The organism is uncultured Lawsonella sp., from assembly GCF_947252745.1.
Classification (GTDB): domain Bacteria; phylum Actinomycetota; class Actinomycetes; order Mycobacteriales; family Mycobacteriaceae; genus Lawsonella.
In genome coordinates this window covers 130,073-145,756 of the sequence record NZ_CAMXWW010000002.1, presented here as the reverse complement: position 1 = coordinate 145,756, position 15,684 = coordinate 130,073, and the positions used below count along the sequence as shown (strand labels likewise).

Genomic DNA, 15,684 nt, shown 5'->3' with positions numbered 1-15,684 from the left:
GTGGTGGGGAAGTGCGAGTGGTGTGACAAGGCGCCGGGATGGCTGATGGGCTACTTGCCCTTTTCGGGCGTGCCTTGCCCCCTGAAGCAGCCAGCTCCGCCTTTTACAATATGGCGTTCACAAGGCACAATAGGGGCATGGCTGAAAATACACCTGGAACCCTGATCCTGCTTCGTCACGGCCAGTCCGAGTGGAATGCCTCCAACCAGTTCACTGGTTGGGTGGATGTTCGTCTCACTGAAAAGGGCGAAGCTGAAGCAAAGCGCGGCGGCGAGCTTCTCGTTGAGAAGAACGTGCTGCCGGATGTCCTCTACACTTCCCTCCTGCGTCGTGCCATCCAGACCGCCCAGATTGCGCTGGATGCTGCTGACCGCCATTGGATTCCCGTCGTGCGCGACTGGCGTCTGAACGAGCGTCACTACGGCAAGCTGCAGGGCCTCAACAAGGCAGAGATCAAGAAGGAATTCGGCGACGAGCAGTTCATGCTGTGGCGTCGTTCCTACAACACTCCGCCGCCGGCTATTGACCCCGAGAACGAGTACTCGCAGACCCATGATCCTCGCTACGCCGATCTAGACGAGGTTCCCCTCACCGAATGCCTGCTGGACGTCGTCAATCGCCTGGTTCCCTACTACCACGAGAGCATCGAGCAGGACCTCAAGGCCGGCAAGAACGTCCTGGTTGCCGCCCACGGTAATTCCCTGCGCGCCATGGTGAAGTACCTCGACAACATCTCTGACGAGGACATCGCCGAGCTCAACATCCCCACCGGTATTCCGCTGGTGTACAACTTCGAGCTGGTTGACGGTGAACTGAAGGTCACCAACCCCGGCGGTGATTACCTCGATCCCGAGGCAGCCGCTGCTGGTGCTGCCGCAGTGGCCGCCCAGGGCAACAAGTAAGAGCTTTTCAGCACTTCTCGGAAACGGGAGACGCTCACCTTTCGGTGAGGTGTCTCCCGTTTTCGTTATCTCCGAACCGTTGCCTCCCCGTCCGAAAATGTTTACAAAAATGTGAATTATTAGCGACGGCATGCTGAAATACCTCGAGAAACGTGGCTTTTGGGCGAAATCCGCGAGTGACTGGTTCGGCCAGAGCCTCTGCCATTCCGTACCATAGGAAGGGTGAAGGCCGAGTATCTTCCTTTAGTCGCCCTGCTGATATTCATCCTGGGCGTTCTTCTTGGCGTCTTCTGCTACCGACTTGGTACCCATCTTCTCGAGCGCTCTGCCCCAGCTGATCATCATGATGACACTGGCATTAGCGAGCTCGAAGCACTCCGCCGTATCTCCGCCTCCGCGCCTTTCGGTGTGGCCCTTGTGGATCGTATGCAAGACGTCGTTCTCATGAACGAGCAGGCCCACTTGCTGGGCATCGTGGCAGACCGGCATATTCACCAGAAACTCTGGTCTACGGTGGAGCAGGTGTTCTCGAGTCGGGAACCCGTTACCTTCCACCTGCGGCCAAAGACCTCCTACCGCATTGCCAAACCCGTTGAGTCGCTTCTCATTATTATGAAGCCGCTGGTGGAGGAGGACTCCCAATTTGTGGTGATCTACTGCATTGACGCCACTGAGGAAGCCCGCCTGGAGAAGACCCGTCGGGATTTCGTCGCCAACGTCTCCCATGAACTGAAGACTCCGGTGGGGGCAATTGCTCTCCTCGCCGAGGCGCTCCTCACCGATGTGTCTGATCCTGCCCAGGTGGACTATTTCGCTAACAAACTGCACACCGAGTCGATGCGCTTGTCCCAGCTCATCTCGGAGCTCATGGAGCTCTCCCGCCTCCAGGGCGCGGAGAAGCTTCCCGATCCGGAAGTTATTGAGCTAGATACGGTTGTGGCGGAGGCACTTTCCCGCTCCCGCCATTCGCAGGAAAAGTATGATGTGACTGTGCGTCTGGACACGCATGAAGGCTTACTGGTGTGGGGGGACCGCACTCTGCTGGTGATGGCGCTGCACAACCTTATTGAGAATGCCATCCGTTACTCCGATGGGGGCAAACAAGTGGTGGTTTCCCGGGAGCGCATGTTGGTGGGGACGTTGCGGGAACGTATGTCCAGCCCGAACACCAATATGGCCCTCAACCATGCCCTGCGGGACGAGCAGGAACTCTATGTGGTGCAGGTGACGGATAAGGGTGTGGGTATTGCCCCCAAGCACATTAATCGCATTTTTGAACGTTTCTACCGTGTCGACAAGGCCCGTTCTCGCGGGCGTGGTGGCACCGGGTTGGGTCTTGCCATCGTTAAGCAGATTGCCCTCAATATGGGCGGTGTAGTTGCGGTGTGGTCCAAACCGGGTGTCGGGTCGACGTTTACGTTGGGGTTCCTGCCTGCAGAGACCCATGAGCTGTCCGCCGTTAATTCAACAGAGGAGAACAAATAAATGAGCCGCATCATGATCGTGGAAGATGAGATGTCGTTGGCTGAGCCGCTGGGTTTCTTGCTGCAGCGGGAGGGTTTCGATGTCGACATCGTGGGCGATGGTGTGACTGCCCTCAATAAGTTTGCGCGGGTCCAGCCGGATCTTGTGCTACTCGACCTCATGCTGCCCGGTAAGTCGGGTACGGATGTCTGCAAGGAACTGCGGGCTATCTCGGATGTTCCCATCATTATGGTGACGGCGCGCGACGCCGAAATCGACAAGGTGGTGGGCTTGGAGATTGGTGCCGACGATTACGTCACCAAGCCGTACTCGTCCCGTGAGCTGATCGCACGCATCAATGCGGTATTGCGCCGCCAGCGTTCTGCTGATGCTCCGGTGCCGGAGGAAACGACCATTAGCGCCGGCCCCGTGGTGATGGAAGTAGATGCCCACCGTGTTCTGGTGCGTGGGGAGGAAGTACAGTTGCCGCTGAAGGAATTTCACTTGCTGGAGTACCTTATGCGGAATGCGGGTCGAGTGTTGGCGCGTGGGCAGCTCATTGACCGGGTGTGGGGCTCCGACTATGTGGGCGACACTAAGACGCTTGACGTTCATATCAAGCGTTTGCGTTCCAAGGTAGAAGAGGATCCGTCCTCCCCTGTGCATCTAGTGACTGTACGTGGCCTTGGCTATAAATTCGAGAATTAGCCTTTGGCTGTACCCCTTGAATAGGTAGGCTGTTAGATAGTCGACCAGTTCTGAAGAGGGGATTATGGCGCAACCGTTTGACGACCAGTCTCCCCCCGTCTCCGGGGGACACGATGATGGTTCTGTGACGGTTGCACAATTGCTGGCCCGGATGTCCGGTCAAACTCCAGAAAATACTGGTTATAGTGGGGAAACTCGGTCTGCCCGGCGGGCGCGCCAGGCTGTCTACGAGGAGTCGGCGGGCTCCGCTGCAGCGGGGGATAACGGGGCTGTTATGCCGCCACGGCGTGCGCAGCCGCAACGATTTGATCACTCTACAGCTCGTCCCAGTATGTCCACTGGATCGTCTCGTCAGACGGCGGGGCGTAGCTCTGGCGGCAACACTTCTTCCCGCCATAGCTCGTCGGACTACGGGGTGACGGATTATAGGCAGTCTGCTGACTATCGCTCGCGGGCGGGAGCGTACTCACAGCCACTCGATACGGTGAGTGCCGTCGATCTAGCTGCTGCAGATGAGCTGATGTCGTGGCCGGATGTTTCCAATATGTCTAGTGGCACACGAGGAGACGGAACGGGGCGCGAGACGTTGGGATCACCCGGGGCGTGGGCACGCGACTCGATTGACGAGGCTGCCGATGCTGCATCGCAGGTCACGTCGTCCCGTCCTCGGCGCAGCTGGATTCTCAATGATGACGATACTCAGGGGTTCGATCGCCCCATGCACGAGGATCCACCGGCCAGCAACGTGGATCAGCAGTACTTCATTACGGCAGGGATGGACTCGCTAGGGCCGGTAGCTGCCGAAGAACTTGAGCGAGAGATTGAAGAAAGCCGCCGACGCTATTCCCGTGCGGCTTCTGAGCACGTTCCGTCGGAACGCTCCACCGAGTGCGATTTTGATGACGAGTGGGAGGCGCGGATGAGCGCTTCTCGTCGTAGCGCCGAGCAGTCTGAGCCAACTGCAGAACAGCAGTCCCATGGCACAGTCGATCATGCCAGTCATTCTGGCCGTGCTGAACGGGTGAGCCATGCCGGCCACGCTAGCCATGCGGATGGACGACGTGCCTCCCGTGTTGACCGGTCTGGGACGACAGCCACTCAGCCGGCCGCTGCATCCGCGCAGGGCACGGTGCGGCAGCAGGGGGCGAAGAATCGTCTGCGTGCAGTCTTCCACAATCTGACCAAGCGGGATGTCGACAAGGAACAGATCACCCCGGCGGATCGAATTCTGCAGATCGGGCAGGTCGTTATTACGGCGGTGGCGGGTGGTTTCCTGTTCTGGCTTTTCGGCATTTTGTGGGGTCGTCCCTCCCTTCACATTCTCACCTTCGGTCTGGCCTTGGCAGTACAGGTGGTGATGGTGGTCGCGGCGCGTCTGCTGCGTCGGCGGGAGGAATTCTGGGTGCTCATATTTACCTGGGCGGTGGCATTCTTCGTCACTATTGGCCCCATTGCGTTGGTGCCCCGCTAATCGTCTGCGGCGTCGGGTGAGTCATTGTTCCTGGCCACGGACTCGTGGCATTAGGGCTCGTGTTATGGCACTGTTAGAGGTATGACTCGGATTGCTGTAATTGGCGGCGGCCAGATGGGTGAAGCCCTCGTCGCTGGAATGATCAACGGTGGTTTGCCGGCCCGCAACATTATCGTGTGCGAAAACAATGCGGAACGTGCCGCCGAACTCAGCGAGCGCTACGACATTCTCACAACGGATATTGAGGATGCGGTGGAGAGCTCGGACTACGTCTTTGTGGCGGTAAAGCCGAAGGATGTGAAGACGGTATTGGCGGTGCTGGCAGATGCTACTGGCGCCCTGGAAAACGAGGTTGTCGTGGTGTCTATCGCCGCCGGCATTCCTACGGTGTATTACGAGAATCAGCTCTCTGCGGGCTCGCCGGTTATTCGTGTGATGCCGAATACCCCGATGTTGGTAGGGGAGGGTGTGTGCGCGGTGTCTGCTGGCCGCTATGCCCGTCCTGAGCATGTGGAGCAGGTGCGCGGACTACTTGGTTCGGTGGGAACCGTCTTGGAAGTGCCCGAGACCGATATGGATATAGTGACGGCAATTTCTGGCTCTGGTCCGGCGTACTTCTTCCTTATGGTGGAGGCAATGATTGATGCTGGTGTGGCCATGGGGTTGACACGCCCGGTGGCTGCTGAACTCGCCATTGGCACTATTGCTGGTTCTGCAAAGATGTTGCAGGAGAGCGGGAAGACCCCCGCGCAGTTGCGTGAGGCGGTGACTTCTCCGGGTGGTACGACAGCGGCGGGTCTGCGTGCTTTTGAGGACGGTGGCTTCCGGTCCACGATTTATGAGGTGCTGGATGCTGTTGCCGAGAAGTCGAAAGAGATGCACCCGAAGATGTAGTGCGCGGCAATAAAAAAGCGGTCTACCCCCAATTGGGGGTAGACCTTTCTTGTTCTAGGTCGGGTTTTCAGGACCTTTGCAGCCTATTTTGAGAACTACACGAGTGGACTTTTATCGAATTGGCCACTCGTGTCGCATTTTTCACACAAGACACGTTAGGCTACTTACAGCACGTGTGTGACTAGTTCACGAGTGGGGAAGCTCGTGGCACAGCTCGTGCTGGAGGTGTATGCAATGGCATCGAAAGGTGCTAATGAAGCGCTCACCGCACAAGGCGGAGAAGCTCCCAAGTTTCTCACCGTCGCCGAAGTTGCGGAAATTATGCGCGTGTCCAAAATGACCGTCTACCGTATGGTCCACAGCGGAGAACTGCCGGCAGCTCGCTTCGGTCGTTCCTTCCGAGTCGATTCTCAGGTTGTTGAAGACTACCTGAAGTCTTCATTCTACGAGGTCGGCTAACAACGAAAATTTCGCATGACGTGCTGGTAGGGGTAAGCTTTACTAGTCCACGGGAGTATGAACTCCTCGAAAACTACGGTTTTCAGGTGAACGTCGCGAGGATTCTCACCGCGCCCCGTACGCCATAAGCACAAAGACCATACAGAACAGTGAGGGATCTCCATGGGATCAGTGATTAAGAAGCGCCGCAAGCGCATGTCGAAGAAGAAGCACCGTAAGCTGCTTCGTCGTACGCGCGTTCAGCGTCGTAAGCTCGGCAAGTAATCACGCCTCGACTAATTTGCGAAAATCAGCCACCTCACCATGCGAGAGGTGGCTGTATTTTCGTTACCCAGAATTCTCTCCTACCCGTAACAAAAACAACTGCAGCGCCATAAATAAGTAGACCAATATCGCCTAGAAAAGAGGAGGCCCAATGCGCACCGCTAAGGCCATGTCTGCTGCCGCCCTCGCCCTCACGATTATCGCCGCACCCGTTACTGCCCACGCCGCCTCCGCACCCGTCACCATCATGCCCGGGGACACCATCAACACAAACTATGTCGTCGCTACCGGGACGTGCACTGCAGCTGCTCCCGCCCGCGACGCCAACGGTAACCGGTACCTCCTCACTGCCGGCCACTGCGTCAATGGCAAACTGGGTGAGCTCGTCGGCCAGCCCATCTATTTCAAAAGGACGCTCATTGGCCACGTAGCAAGAGCTCAGTTTCAGATAGTTGACTACGCCGTCATCAAACTCCTGCCGAATGTCATTATTGGGCAGAATGACGTCCCCCACGTTGCCTATCTCGGACAGCTCAACCCCGGCTCGAAGGTATGCTTCCACGGCACCAAATCTGGCGTGCGCTGCGGTAAGATCTCCCAGCTCAACGAGCTGGCTTTCATGCGCGGCGCCATCGTCCCCGGTTTCGTCCGAGGCAGCTCCGCAACTGTGCGCTCCATCCCCGGAGACTCCGGTTCTGCCGTCTACAACACCGAGGGCGTTATTGGCATCCTTTCGGGCGGTGCAGACGGAGTCAGCATGTACGTCCCCATCAAATCCGTCTACGACCGGGCAGGGGCGGCCATCCCCGGATTCCACCTCGGAAACTAGGCCGTACCCTCGCCACCTCACTCCAGTTCAACCCCTTGGCTCCTCGAACACGCCGCGGGGCTGAGCCCATTTTCTCCACCTCCAGTGGCGGAAACCACCTGTGGTGAGCACAGCTGGCTACTTCCCACCTGCCAACCTAGAGGGGAGATAAATAGCCCTGAGAGTCTCCATAATTTTTGGCAACTGCGCAGCGTATCGCCCGCAATTCAAGGAAATGCCGTTGACAGTTTGGCCATAACAAGCGACTCTAAAAGTATGGAAACGCAACAGCTTGCAGAGCTCCGCCAGGAGATAGTGGACATTGCCCACCAACTTGCCGAACGAGGCCTCGTGGAAGGCTCCGCCGGCAATATTTCATGCCGCTACGGGGATAATTTCCTCGTCACCGCCACCGGTGCCCGCTTCTACAACATCACCGTCGACCAGGTGCCTCTCGTTGACGCCAATGGAGTAGTGCTCGACGGTAATGTGAAGCCCACGTCGGAGATGCAGATGCACCTAGGCGTCTACGAGTCAGACCCCAAGGCACAAGCCGTTGTCCACACCCACTCTCCTTACGCGACTGCGCTCAGTCTTGTGCTCGATGAGGTTCCCCTCATCCACTACACGCAGCTCACGCTGGGTGGCTCCATTAAAGTCGCTCCTTACGCCACCTTTGGAACCAAGAAACTTGCCGATATCGTCAAGAAGAAGATTCTGGGGCAGAAGGGCATCATTCTCAAAGCACACGGCACTATCTGCTCCGGCAAGACACTCGAGTCGGCCGCCGAAAATGCCGAACTTCTCGAATGGGTATGCAAGGTTTATCACATTGCATCTGCCCACGGAGAGCCGCGAGAAATGAAACCATGCGAAGTGGTGGGTGTCGCCGCGGCAGCAAAACTTAAGAGTTACGGCACCGTCCAAAAAACCAAGTAAAAGGAGTTCCCCCATGGCTATGAAGGCCCTCGCAATTGGTACCAGTGTTCTGGACATCCTCGTACAGCCGGTGGAGAGCATTCCGCCGGGACAGGGCGCCGCGCTCGTGGATAACATCCACATCACCCCGGCTGGTACCGCCGGCGGCACTGCCCTTACCCTTAAGAAACTGGGCTTCGACACCTACGTCTCCTCCGCCTGCGGTGACGACGTACGCGGCCGCATCCTGCGCCAACTCATGAACGAACGCGGCATCAACACCGATCACTTCCAAATCGTCGAGGGCACCCCCACCACCGGCTCCGTCATCCCGATCCGCAAGGATGGCTCCCGCCCCGCCCTCCACCTGGTCGGTACCGAAATTCTTTATGACGTCGAGAAAGCCCCATGGGACCTCATTGCCCAGGCTGACGTCGTCCATTATGGTGCCCCCGAATTCCAGGGCGGCAAGGCTGTCGCCAAGGTACTGCGTGCCGCTAAAGACGGTGGAGCCATTACCTCCGCAGACCTCCTGGCGGGTGGTTCTAAGGCTGTCGTCACCTGGATTCAAGACGCCCTGCCGTACATTGACTTCCTGCTCCCCAACGATGAGCAGATCATGGGCTACACTGGCGAAACCGACCTGGTGGCCGCCTGCCGCAAGATGATCGACTACGGCGTTGGTTGCGTCGCCGCCACCGCCGGTAAAGACGGCGCCGTCGTCGTTACCCGCGATACCGTCACCGAGGTCCCTGCCATGAAGGCAAAGGTCATCGCCACCGATGGTGCTGGAGATTCCTTCTCCGCCGGCTTCCTCAAAGGCATCGCCGAAGGCTACAGTCCTGCTGAGGCCGGTGTGTGGGGCGTCGCTACCGCCTCCTTCACTGTGGTGGGCGTCGGCTCCGACGCCGGCGAGTTCACCGACGAGGATGTGCGCAAGAAGGTCGAAAAGTACCTCGCCAAAGTCAACAAGTAAGAGACGCCGCAGCCTGTACCTCCGCAGGAGGTACGGCAGTAAACCCTCACAAACACAGGATGAGGCGGCGCAGTGTTCCTGACCGGGCAACATTCCCCTCATTCCGATAGTCTTAAGCTATGGAAAAACTGCGCCGCCCGTACTGTGTCGACACTGCTCTCATCCTCTGGATCGGAGTGCTGGCACTCTCCGCGCTGCAAATTCTTTCCGAGATCGTGGTGAGTATCCGCTACTCACAGCCCCTCAGCGCCGCCATCACTGAGGACCTCTCAACCCGCCTCAGCGCACTGCAGGAACAAGGCTCCACCCTGGGCATGCAGTATAGCGCTGACGAACTACACCTCATGGCGGCCGCCGTTCCCTTCACTGGGATCTTCATGGAGTTTCTCCTGGCGCTACTGCTAGCACTCGTCATCTGGCGGATGAGCATGGGACGCAAATGGGCCCGCTTGGCCCTCATCCTCTTCGCCTGCTACCTGGGCTTCCAGACACTCTCCGGTGTCATTATGTCCGCCCAAGGACTCTCCGGGAGTTTCAGCCCCATCGCCTACTACCTCTCCCAAGCAGAAGGGGTGGCGGGCTCCCGCGCCTTCTCCTTCTTTGTCCTCTGCGTGGTCATCCTGCAGGGAATCGTGGCCATGGCTGCCCTCTTCCAAATGCGCAAATTGGAAGCAGACCAATGGTTCAACGATATGACAGCACAGCGTCGCCCGCCGATGCCACCCATGCCGCCGCTGCCTCCCGTTCCCCCGAACGGCCCACAGCGCCCCCGTTAAATCGTCTCCGGTTCTCAGTGCAGCCAGTGGCCGATCTCAGGTGCCCAGTACGTGAGGACAATATCCGCGCCGGCACGCACAATCCCCGTCACCGATTCCAGTACCACTCGCTGGCGATCCAACCACCCCTGCTGGGCAGCGGCCTCCACCATCGCATAGTCGCCGGAGACCTGGTAGGCTGCCACCGGCACAGGCACCGTCTCCGCTACAGCCTGCACCACATCAAGGTAGCTACCAGCAGGCTTTACCATGACGATGTCGGCGCCTTCCTCCACATCCAGTAGCGCCTCCCGCACGCCCTCCCGGGCATTGGCGGGATCCTGCTGGTAGGTTTTGCGATCACCATGCAGACTGCAGGCGACCGCCTCCCGGAAGGGTCCAAAGAAAGCCGACGCATACTTCGCGGAATAGGCCATGATGGCAGTATTCTTCATCCCCGCCTCATCTAGACCATTCCGAATCGCAGCCACCTGGCCGTCCATCATCCCGGAGGGGGACACCATGTGAGCCCCCGCCTGTGCTTGGGCAAGAGCTTCCCGCACATAGCAGGGGAGGGTGGCGTCATTGTCGACGGTCCCGTCCGGTCGTACCAGCCCGCAGTGCCCATGCGAGGTGAACTCGTCAAGGCAAGTATCGGCGCAGATAACAAGATCGTCCCCCAGCTCCTCGTGGAGCACCCGCAGCCCCCGGTTGAGGATGCCATCCTCTGCCCAGGCCTGCGATCCGCACTCGTCTTTATCCTCCTCGCGGGGCACACCGAACAGGTCGATGCCGCCGATCCCCGCTTCGGCACACTCCACCGCCAGCCGACGCAGCGAGTCCAGCGTGTGCTGATATTGGCCGGGGAGAGAGGAGATGGCGGCGGGTTCACTGATCCCGTCACGCACAAAAGCGGGGTAGATGAGCTGCTTGGGGAAGATGCGGGTCTCTTGGACGAGATCGCGCAGAGCTGCAGTGGAGCGCAGGCGGCGCGGGCGTTGCACAGGATACACAGTCGGAGCCTTTAAGAGGACTGGGCGGGGGAGGCAGAGACAGCATCCTCCTTCAGCGGGAACGCCTGTTCAACCGCCTCGAGGACACCGGTTGGGTCGGCGGTCTTAGCTACCCGACTGACCTTCAGGCCCACCTTCTTGGCGGTGGCGGCGGTTGTGTCGCCAATACATACCACGGTGCCTTTGCCACACACGTCGGAGAGGACGCGGGCGGCGGACGGGGCAGTCACTACCGCGCAGGAAAACTCGCCGTGGCGCCAGCCGTCAATGGTGCCGGCGGGTAGTTCATCCGCCTCCACCGGCAGCATGGTATATACGGGCAGGCAAGTAACGTCCCAGCCGGCCTCGTGCAGCATCACGGCGGAATCCCAGCGGGAGAGCGCCGAGCCAATGCACAGCAGAGTGGGGACGGGTGGCATCTTCTTGGTGGGCTTCGACGGTGGGTAGTCAACTTTTTCACGAAGCGCTTTGCCCAGCTGTTGGCCGGCAGCGGCAGAGGCGGGCATCTCCAGGTCGGGCTCGAGGCCAAGGCGGCGCAGGGCTGCACCGGTGGCGGGGCCGACGACGGCGAACTTGGTGCCAGCTTTGGCGGCGTCGGCGAGGGCATCGGGGAGGAGTTTGTTGAGGACTTCAACTCCGCGGCGGGAGGCAAAGACTACCCACATAACGTGGCCAGTGCGAAGGGGCTCTTCCCAAGCGCTGACGACAGAAAGGCCGGGACCGTGGGGGTCACCAGCGGTGCAGCAATGGTTGAAGGGGGTGGAGACCACTTCGTATCCGGCCTGTTCGAGGGCCTTACTGAAGGGGTCACCGGCGGGGCGGCTCACCAGCAGACGCGGCGTTTGGGCAGCGTCGTCCGTCTGGGGCTGATGAGAGTCGACCATGGTCATCTCCTGGTGCGTGCTAAGAAAGGCGAGACGAGGGGCTTTTCCGTTAAGGTAGCTAGTGTGAAGACAACCCGTCCGGCGAGTGTGTCCTTCGCCTATTATCTATCTCTCGTTGCCACCTTACTAGGAGTTGCTGGTGGCTTCATCATGCTGCGCTCTATCAGCAGGTATGCAGAGTCGGATTTCCAGGTGACGGAAGCCCGTACTGCTGCCATTATCTGTATCGTCACCGGATTAGCGGTGGGGGCGCTGGCGAGTGCGACACATCAGAAGTCTACGCTGGGCTGGAAGATCCAGGTCGGGGTCACGGCAGTGTCTGTGATTGCGCTGGCGATCGTCGCGATTGTGGGGCGGGGTGGGATGCCTTTGCTGCATCTCTTCGTCGTGCTGGCGGTGTTGGTGCTGTTGGTGTGGCCCACTACGGTTCGCTGGTTCTACCCCGATGTGACGTTTCTCACTCCTGGCCGTCGGCCGAAGCCGGAATAGTCACCTCAGTTCCCACGTTGTGCCGACTAGGAGCCGCTATACCCGGATAGTCGGGTGGCTGCCTGCATATCCACGTTGACCTTTTGACCTGTAAGGAGTTTCCTCATGGCTAGCACCACCGTAAAAGTTGACGGCATGACCTGCGGACACTGCGTCCAGCGCGTCACCGATGAAGTCTCCAAGGTCCCCGGTGTCTCCAACGTCGTTGTCGATCTCGCCTCCGGCAACGTGACCTTTGATGCGGAAGGTGACGTGCCCCGTGACGCCCTCGCCGCAGCCGTCGAAGAGGCTGGTTTCACCCTCGTCTAACGCTCGCCTTCTCGGTCGTGCGGCATGTACCGCCGCAGCGATCGAGACCAGAAGTTTCCCCGCCTGTCTGGCGCCACCCATCGGTATCAGACAGGTCCTCTCTATCTCACAAGGAGCCGCCCATGCCTTCCTCTACACCTCGCTCATCGTCGGCTGAAGACAGTTGCCCGGCGCCTGCCGCCTCCGCGGTGCAGACTGCGCCGGCGTCCACCGCACATGTGCCGGCGTCCACCGCGGACTATCGCCATGTTGAACTCGCACTGCTGGGCTTGTCCTGTGCTAATTGTGCCAACCATGTGCAGCGCACCCTCAACAAACTTGAGGGGGTGGAGTGCATGGTCAACTTCGCCACCGAAAGCGCCTCCCTGGAAGCAGCCGACAGCTACAGTGCCCAGGATCTCATCGAGGCGGTGAAGGGGGCCGGCTACGACGCCCGGCTTCTCTCTGACGGCAATAGCATCTCCGCCGTCGATGCGGACCAGCAGATCGTAGAGGCGGAGGAGAAAGCTAGCCGCGATCTCGTCACCCGCCTCATCGTCGCAGCGGTTCTCACCCTGCCCGTCATGGTTATCTCGATGGTGCCGTCCGCTCAGTTCCCGGGCTGGCAGTGGCTGTGTCTGGTTCTCACCACCATTGTGGTGTTCTACCCTGGCTGGGTATTCCACCGCGCCACCATCGCTAATGCCAAACACCACACCGTCAGCATGGACACCCTGCTGAGCCTCGGCACGCTATCCGCCTACTTCTGGAGCCTGGGAGCCATGCTGTTTGGAACGGCGGGCCACATCGGAATGCACCACAGTATGCAGCTGTGGAACCCGAATGTGGACCCCAGTGGGCAGGTTTATTTTGAGTCCGCTGCCGGCGTCATCGTCTTTCTCCTGCTGGGTCGCTATCTGGAGCACCGTGCGAAGCGCTCGGCCCGCGCCGGGCTTACCGCACTCATGGATGTGGGGGCGAAGGATGCTCTCTTCGTCGATGCTCAGGGGGTAGAACACCGTATCCCAGTGAGTTCGTTGTCGAAGGATGATCTCTTCCGCGTGCTGCCGGGCGACAAGATCGCTACTGATGGTGTGGTTGTCGAAGGTGTGAGCTCTGTTAACGCCTCTGCCATGACAGGAGAGTCTATGCCGCAGCCCGTCGCGCCGGGCGATGAGGTTATTGGCGGATGCGTGAATACCACCGGCACTCTGCTGGTGCGCGCAACAGCCGTGGGGGCGGACACGCAGCTGGCTGCTATTACGGAGGCGGTGAAGCGAGCGCAGGAGAGCAAATCGAATGCGCAGCGCCTGGCCGACCGTATTTCCAGTGTCTTTGTTCCCATTGTGATTCTGCTGGCGTTCGTTGCTCTGGGTGGTCATTTGGTGGCGGGCGAGTCGGTGGCAGCGGCCTTTACCGCCGGCGTGGCAGTTCTCATCATCGCCTGTCCTTGTGCGCTTGGGTTGGCGACACCGCTGGCGTTCATGGTGGGTACTGGCCGGGCCGCCCAACGCGGCATTATTGTGCGCTCCCAGGAAACCCTGGAGAAGGTGCGGGATATCGACACTGTCGTCTTCGACAAGACGGGCACCATCACTACCGGCGAAATGTCGGTGGTGGACGTGGTACCGGTGAGTGGCTTCTCCTCCGCCCAGGTTGTGCAGTGGGCGGCGGCTGTGGAGCGGGGCTCTGAGCACCCCCTTGGCGCGGCCATTGTGCGGTCAGCTGGTAGCGACACTGTGGTGACGGCAGAGGGTATTACTGCCGTGCCGGGGGAAGGTGTGGTTGGTGACGTGTCCGGCGCCCGGGTGTTTGTGGGCAAGCCGCGGGATAAGGTGGGTGCTGAGGCACTGCGCCTATCTACTGCTGAGCTCAGCCTGGCTGCCACACAGGTGGCGGTCTACCGGGATGATGAGTTCATCGGCAAGATTGTCATTGCCGACACTGTGAAATCCACCTCCGCCGCAGCCATTGCCGCCTTGCATGAGCAGGGCTGCCAGACTGTCCTGGTGACGGGCGACAATGCACAAGCTGCCCAGCATATTGCGGACGAAGTGGGTATCCCAGCGGAGGACGTTATTTCCGGCGTGCTGCCCACCCAGAAGGCCGACAAGATTGCGGAACTGCAGCAGCAGGGCAAGATGGTGGCGATGGTGGGTGACGGCATTAACGATGCCGCCGCGCTGGCGCTGTCCCACCTGGGTATTGCCATGGGGACGGGTACCGATGCGGCAATGCAGGCCGCCGATCTCACCTTGGTACGTGGCGACTTGGAGGCTGTCCCCGAGGCACTGCATTTGGCGCGTCGTATGAACCGTATCGTGCGGGGCAATCTGTTCTGGGCATTCATTTATAACGTCGCCATGATTCCGTTGGCCATGTTTGGCTACCTCAACCCGATGATGGCGGGGTTTGCGATGGTGTGTTCCGATCTCTTCGTGGTAGGCAACTCCTTGCGACTGCGCCGGGGCTAGCGCCTCTCCCTCGCCGCTGATTCGATAGACTGCGAAGAGTATCAACATGCCGTGTGCAGCTTGCTGCACTGCTGCTGCCTGGCTGGTGGCGGCTCTGGGGCAACACGTTAAGGAGCGTCTTTGATGACTGAGTCCACGTACCCGTCACCTTTGCCTGGAGAAGACCAGGATTGGCAGTATCCGCCGGGGGCATCGGGGACCATTACCAAGGTGCACTTTGTGCGTCACGGCGAGGTCGATAACCCCTCTGGCCGTCTTTATGGCCGTCAACGTGGATTTAAGCTCACGGAGCGTGGCGAGCAGCATGCCATTAATGCAGCAAATGCGTTGCGCGGTCACGATATTACGGCTGTTTATGCGTCGCCGTTGAAGCGTGCCCAGCAGACTGCCTACCCATTTGCCCATGATTTCGGCCTGGATATCGTCACCAGTCCGCTGCTCATTGAGGCAGGTTCGAATCTGGAGAATGAACTCCTCACCCCGAAGTCGATTCTTACTACTCCCCGTATCTGGAAACACCTAGGGAACGTGCGAACTCCCTCCTGGGGCGAGCACTACGCCAAGATGGTGGAGCGGATGCTAGCAATGGCGCACCAAGCCGTTAGGGAGAACCGTGGCCATGAGGCCGTGTGCGTCTGCCACCAATGCGTCATTTGGGTACTGCGGCTTTTCGCTGAAGAGAAGAGCCTGGGGCACCATCCTGGCAAGCGCATGTGCTCCCTTGGCTCCATCACCACCCTGGTGTTTGATGGCGACATCATTACCGATATTGAGTACCAGGAACCGTCTGGTACGTCGGACCCTGCCAGCGTAAAGTCCGACTTCACGCAAGGTTTACAGGCTTAAAACCGCACGTCGAGTTGGCCTCGAGGAAGTCATACTGGGCAAAGCTACACTGCGTATAACAGAAGGGGAGC

17 protein-coding genes are annotated in these 15,684 nt (G+C 59.4%); 15 read left to right on the top strand and 2 right to left on the bottom strand.

Going from position 1 to position 15,684, the window contains the following annotated elements; all coding sequences use genetic code 11:
• Nucleotides 1–137 precede the first annotated feature (137 nt).
• The 11 genes from Q0X28_RS02845 to Q0X28_RS02795 all read left to right on the top strand — a co-directional run bounded on the left by Q0X28_RS02845 (nt 138) and on the right by Q0X28_RS02795 (nt 9,640).
• Nucleotides 138–902, top strand: coding sequence for a phosphoglyceromutase (locus tag Q0X28_RS02845; RefSeq protein WP_296239183.1), 765 nt, complete (start codon nt 138–140; stop codon nt 900–902).
• Between the two features lie 222 nt (nt 903–1,124).
• Nucleotides 1,125–2,387, top strand: coding sequence for a cell wall metabolism sensor histidine kinase WalK (locus Q0X28_RS02840; protein WP_296239188.1), 1,263 nt, complete (start codon nt 1,125–1,127; stop codon nt 2,385–2,387).
• Nucleotides 2,388–3,074 (top strand): response regulator transcription factor, encoded by a 687-nt coding sequence (locus Q0X28_RS02835; protein WP_296239193.1) that lies wholly within the window; start codon nt 2,388–2,390, stop codon nt 3,072–3,074.
• Nucleotides 3,075–3,138: 64 nt separating this feature from the next.
• A complete protein-coding gene (locus tag Q0X28_RS02830) occupies nt 3,139–4,545 on the top strand; it encodes a hypothetical protein (protein WP_296239196.1) in 1,407 nt (468 codons plus the stop codon).
• 81 nt (nt 4,546–4,626) lie between these two features.
• Nucleotides 4,627–5,439 (top strand): pyrroline-5-carboxylate reductase, encoded by an 813-nt coding sequence (gene proC, locus Q0X28_RS02825; protein ID WP_296239199.1) that lies wholly within the window; start codon nt 4,627–4,629, stop codon nt 5,437–5,439.
• A 234-nt stretch (nt 5,440–5,673) separates the two neighbouring features.
• Nucleotides 5,674–5,898, top strand: a complete 225-nt coding sequence (locus Q0X28_RS02820; protein ID WP_053962673.1) for a helix-turn-helix domain-containing protein — start codon at nt 5,674–5,676, stop codon at nt 5,896–5,898.
• Nucleotides 5,899–6,060: 162 nt separating this feature from the next.
• Nucleotides 6,061–6,162 (top strand): 30S ribosomal protein bS22, encoded by a 102-nt coding sequence (locus tag Q0X28_RS02815; protein ID WP_003402602.1) that lies wholly within the window; start codon nt 6,061–6,063, stop codon nt 6,160–6,162.
• Nucleotides 6,163–6,313: 151 nt separating this feature from the next.
• A complete protein-coding gene (locus Q0X28_RS02810) occupies nt 6,314–6,991 on the top strand; it encodes a S1 family peptidase (RefSeq protein ID WP_298576403.1) in 678 nt (225 codons plus the stop codon).
• A 255-nt stretch (nt 6,992–7,246) separates the two neighbouring features.
• Nucleotides 7,247–7,909, top strand: a complete 663-nt coding sequence (locus Q0X28_RS02805) for a class II aldolase/adducin family protein (RefSeq protein WP_298576400.1) — start codon at nt 7,247–7,249, stop codon at nt 7,907–7,909.
• Between the two features lie 13 nt (nt 7,910–7,922).
• The gene (locus Q0X28_RS02800) at nt 7,923–8,864 is read left to right on the top strand and encodes a carbohydrate kinase family protein (protein WP_296239210.1); all 942 of its coding nucleotides are present in this window, start codon (nt 7,923–7,925) and stop codon (nt 8,862–8,864) included.
• Nucleotides 8,865–8,983: 119 nt separating this feature from the next.
• Nucleotides 8,984–9,640, top strand: coding sequence for a hypothetical protein (locus Q0X28_RS02795; protein WP_298576395.1), 657 nt, complete (start codon nt 8,984–8,986; stop codon nt 9,638–9,640).
• Between the two features lie 14 nt (nt 9,641–9,654).
• Here Q0X28_RS02795 and hemB read toward each other — a convergent pair whose 3' ends face one another.
• On the bottom strand, nt 9,655–10,632 hold the full coding sequence (hemB, locus tag Q0X28_RS02790) for a porphobilinogen synthase (RefSeq protein ID WP_298576393.1): 978 nt from the start codon (nt 10,630–10,632) through the stop codon (nt 9,655–9,657).
• A gap of 11 nt (nt 10,633–10,643) precedes the next feature.
• The gene (locus Q0X28_RS02785) at nt 10,644–11,516 is read right to left on the bottom strand and encodes a uroporphyrinogen-III synthase (protein ID WP_296239219.1); all 873 of its coding nucleotides are present in this window, start codon (nt 11,514–11,516) and stop codon (nt 10,644–10,646) included.
• A 63-nt stretch (nt 11,517–11,579) separates the two neighbouring features.
• Here Q0X28_RS02785 and Q0X28_RS02780 point away from each other — a divergent pair, with 63 nt between their 5' ends.
• The 4 genes from Q0X28_RS02780 (at nt 11,580) to Q0X28_RS02765 (ending at nt 15,613) form a co-directional block, all read left to right on the top strand.
• Nucleotides 11,580–12,005, top strand: a complete 426-nt coding sequence (locus Q0X28_RS02780) for a hypothetical protein (RefSeq protein ID WP_298576390.1) — start codon at nt 11,580–11,582, stop codon at nt 12,003–12,005.
• 105 nt (nt 12,006–12,110) lie between these two features.
• Nucleotides 12,111–12,314 (top strand): heavy-metal-associated domain-containing protein, encoded by a 204-nt coding sequence (locus tag Q0X28_RS02775; protein WP_296239224.1) that lies wholly within the window; start codon nt 12,111–12,113, stop codon nt 12,312–12,314.
• A 122-nt stretch (nt 12,315–12,436) separates the two neighbouring features.
• The gene (locus tag Q0X28_RS02770; RefSeq protein WP_296239226.1) at nt 12,437–14,767 is read left to right on the top strand and encodes a cation-translocating P-type ATPase; all 2,331 of its coding nucleotides are present in this window, start codon (nt 12,437–12,439) and stop codon (nt 14,765–14,767) included.
• Nucleotides 14,768–14,890: 123 nt separating this feature from the next.
• Nucleotides 14,891–15,613 (top strand): histidine phosphatase family protein, encoded by a 723-nt coding sequence (locus Q0X28_RS02765; RefSeq protein WP_296239229.1) that lies wholly within the window; start codon nt 14,891–14,893, stop codon nt 15,611–15,613.
• Nucleotides 15,614–15,684: the final 71 nt, after the last annotated feature.

Coding starts and splice junctions, on each gene's coding strand:
- Q0X28_RS02845 (WP_296239183.1), top strand. CDS start 138: ATGGCTGAAAATACACCTGGAACCCTGATCCTGCTTCGTCACGGCCAG.
- Q0X28_RS02835 (WP_296239193.1), top strand. CDS start 2,388: ATGAGCCGCATCATGATCGTGGAAGATGAGATGTCGTTGGCTGAGCCG.
- Q0X28_RS02830 (WP_296239196.1), top strand. CDS start 3,139: ATGGCGCAACCGTTTGACGACCAGTCTCCCCCCGTCTCCGGGGGACAC.
- proC (WP_296239199.1), top strand. CDS start 4,627: ATGACTCGGATTGCTGTAATTGGCGGCGGCCAGATGGGTGAAGCCCTC.
- Q0X28_RS02820 (WP_053962673.1), top strand. CDS start 5,674: ATGGCATCGAAAGGTGCTAATGAAGCGCTCACCGCACAAGGCGGAGAA.
- Q0X28_RS02815 (WP_003402602.1), top strand. CDS start 6,061: ATGGGATCAGTGATTAAGAAGCGCCGCAAGCGCATGTCGAAGAAGAAG.
- Q0X28_RS02810 (WP_298576403.1), top strand. CDS start 6,314: ATGCGCACCGCTAAGGCCATGTCTGCTGCCGCCCTCGCCCTCACGATT.
- Q0X28_RS02805 (WP_298576400.1), top strand. CDS start 7,247: ATGGAAACGCAACAGCTTGCAGAGCTCCGCCAGGAGATAGTGGACATT.
- Q0X28_RS02800 (WP_296239210.1), top strand. CDS start 7,923: ATGGCTATGAAGGCCCTCGCAATTGGTACCAGTGTTCTGGACATCCTC.
- Q0X28_RS02795 (WP_298576395.1), top strand. CDS start 8,984: ATGGAAAAACTGCGCCGCCCGTACTGTGTCGACACTGCTCTCATCCTC.
- Q0X28_RS02785 (WP_296239219.1), bottom strand. CDS start 11,516: ATGGTCGACTCTCATCAGCCCCAGACGGACGACGCTGCCCAAACGCCG.
- Q0X28_RS02775 (WP_296239224.1), top strand. CDS start 12,111: ATGGCTAGCACCACCGTAAAAGTTGACGGCATGACCTGCGGACACTGC.
- Q0X28_RS02770 (WP_296239226.1), top strand. CDS start 12,437: ATGCCTTCCTCTACACCTCGCTCATCGTCGGCTGAAGACAGTTGCCCG.
- Q0X28_RS02765 (WP_296239229.1), top strand. CDS start 14,891: ATGACTGAGTCCACGTACCCGTCACCTTTGCCTGGAGAAGACCAGGAT.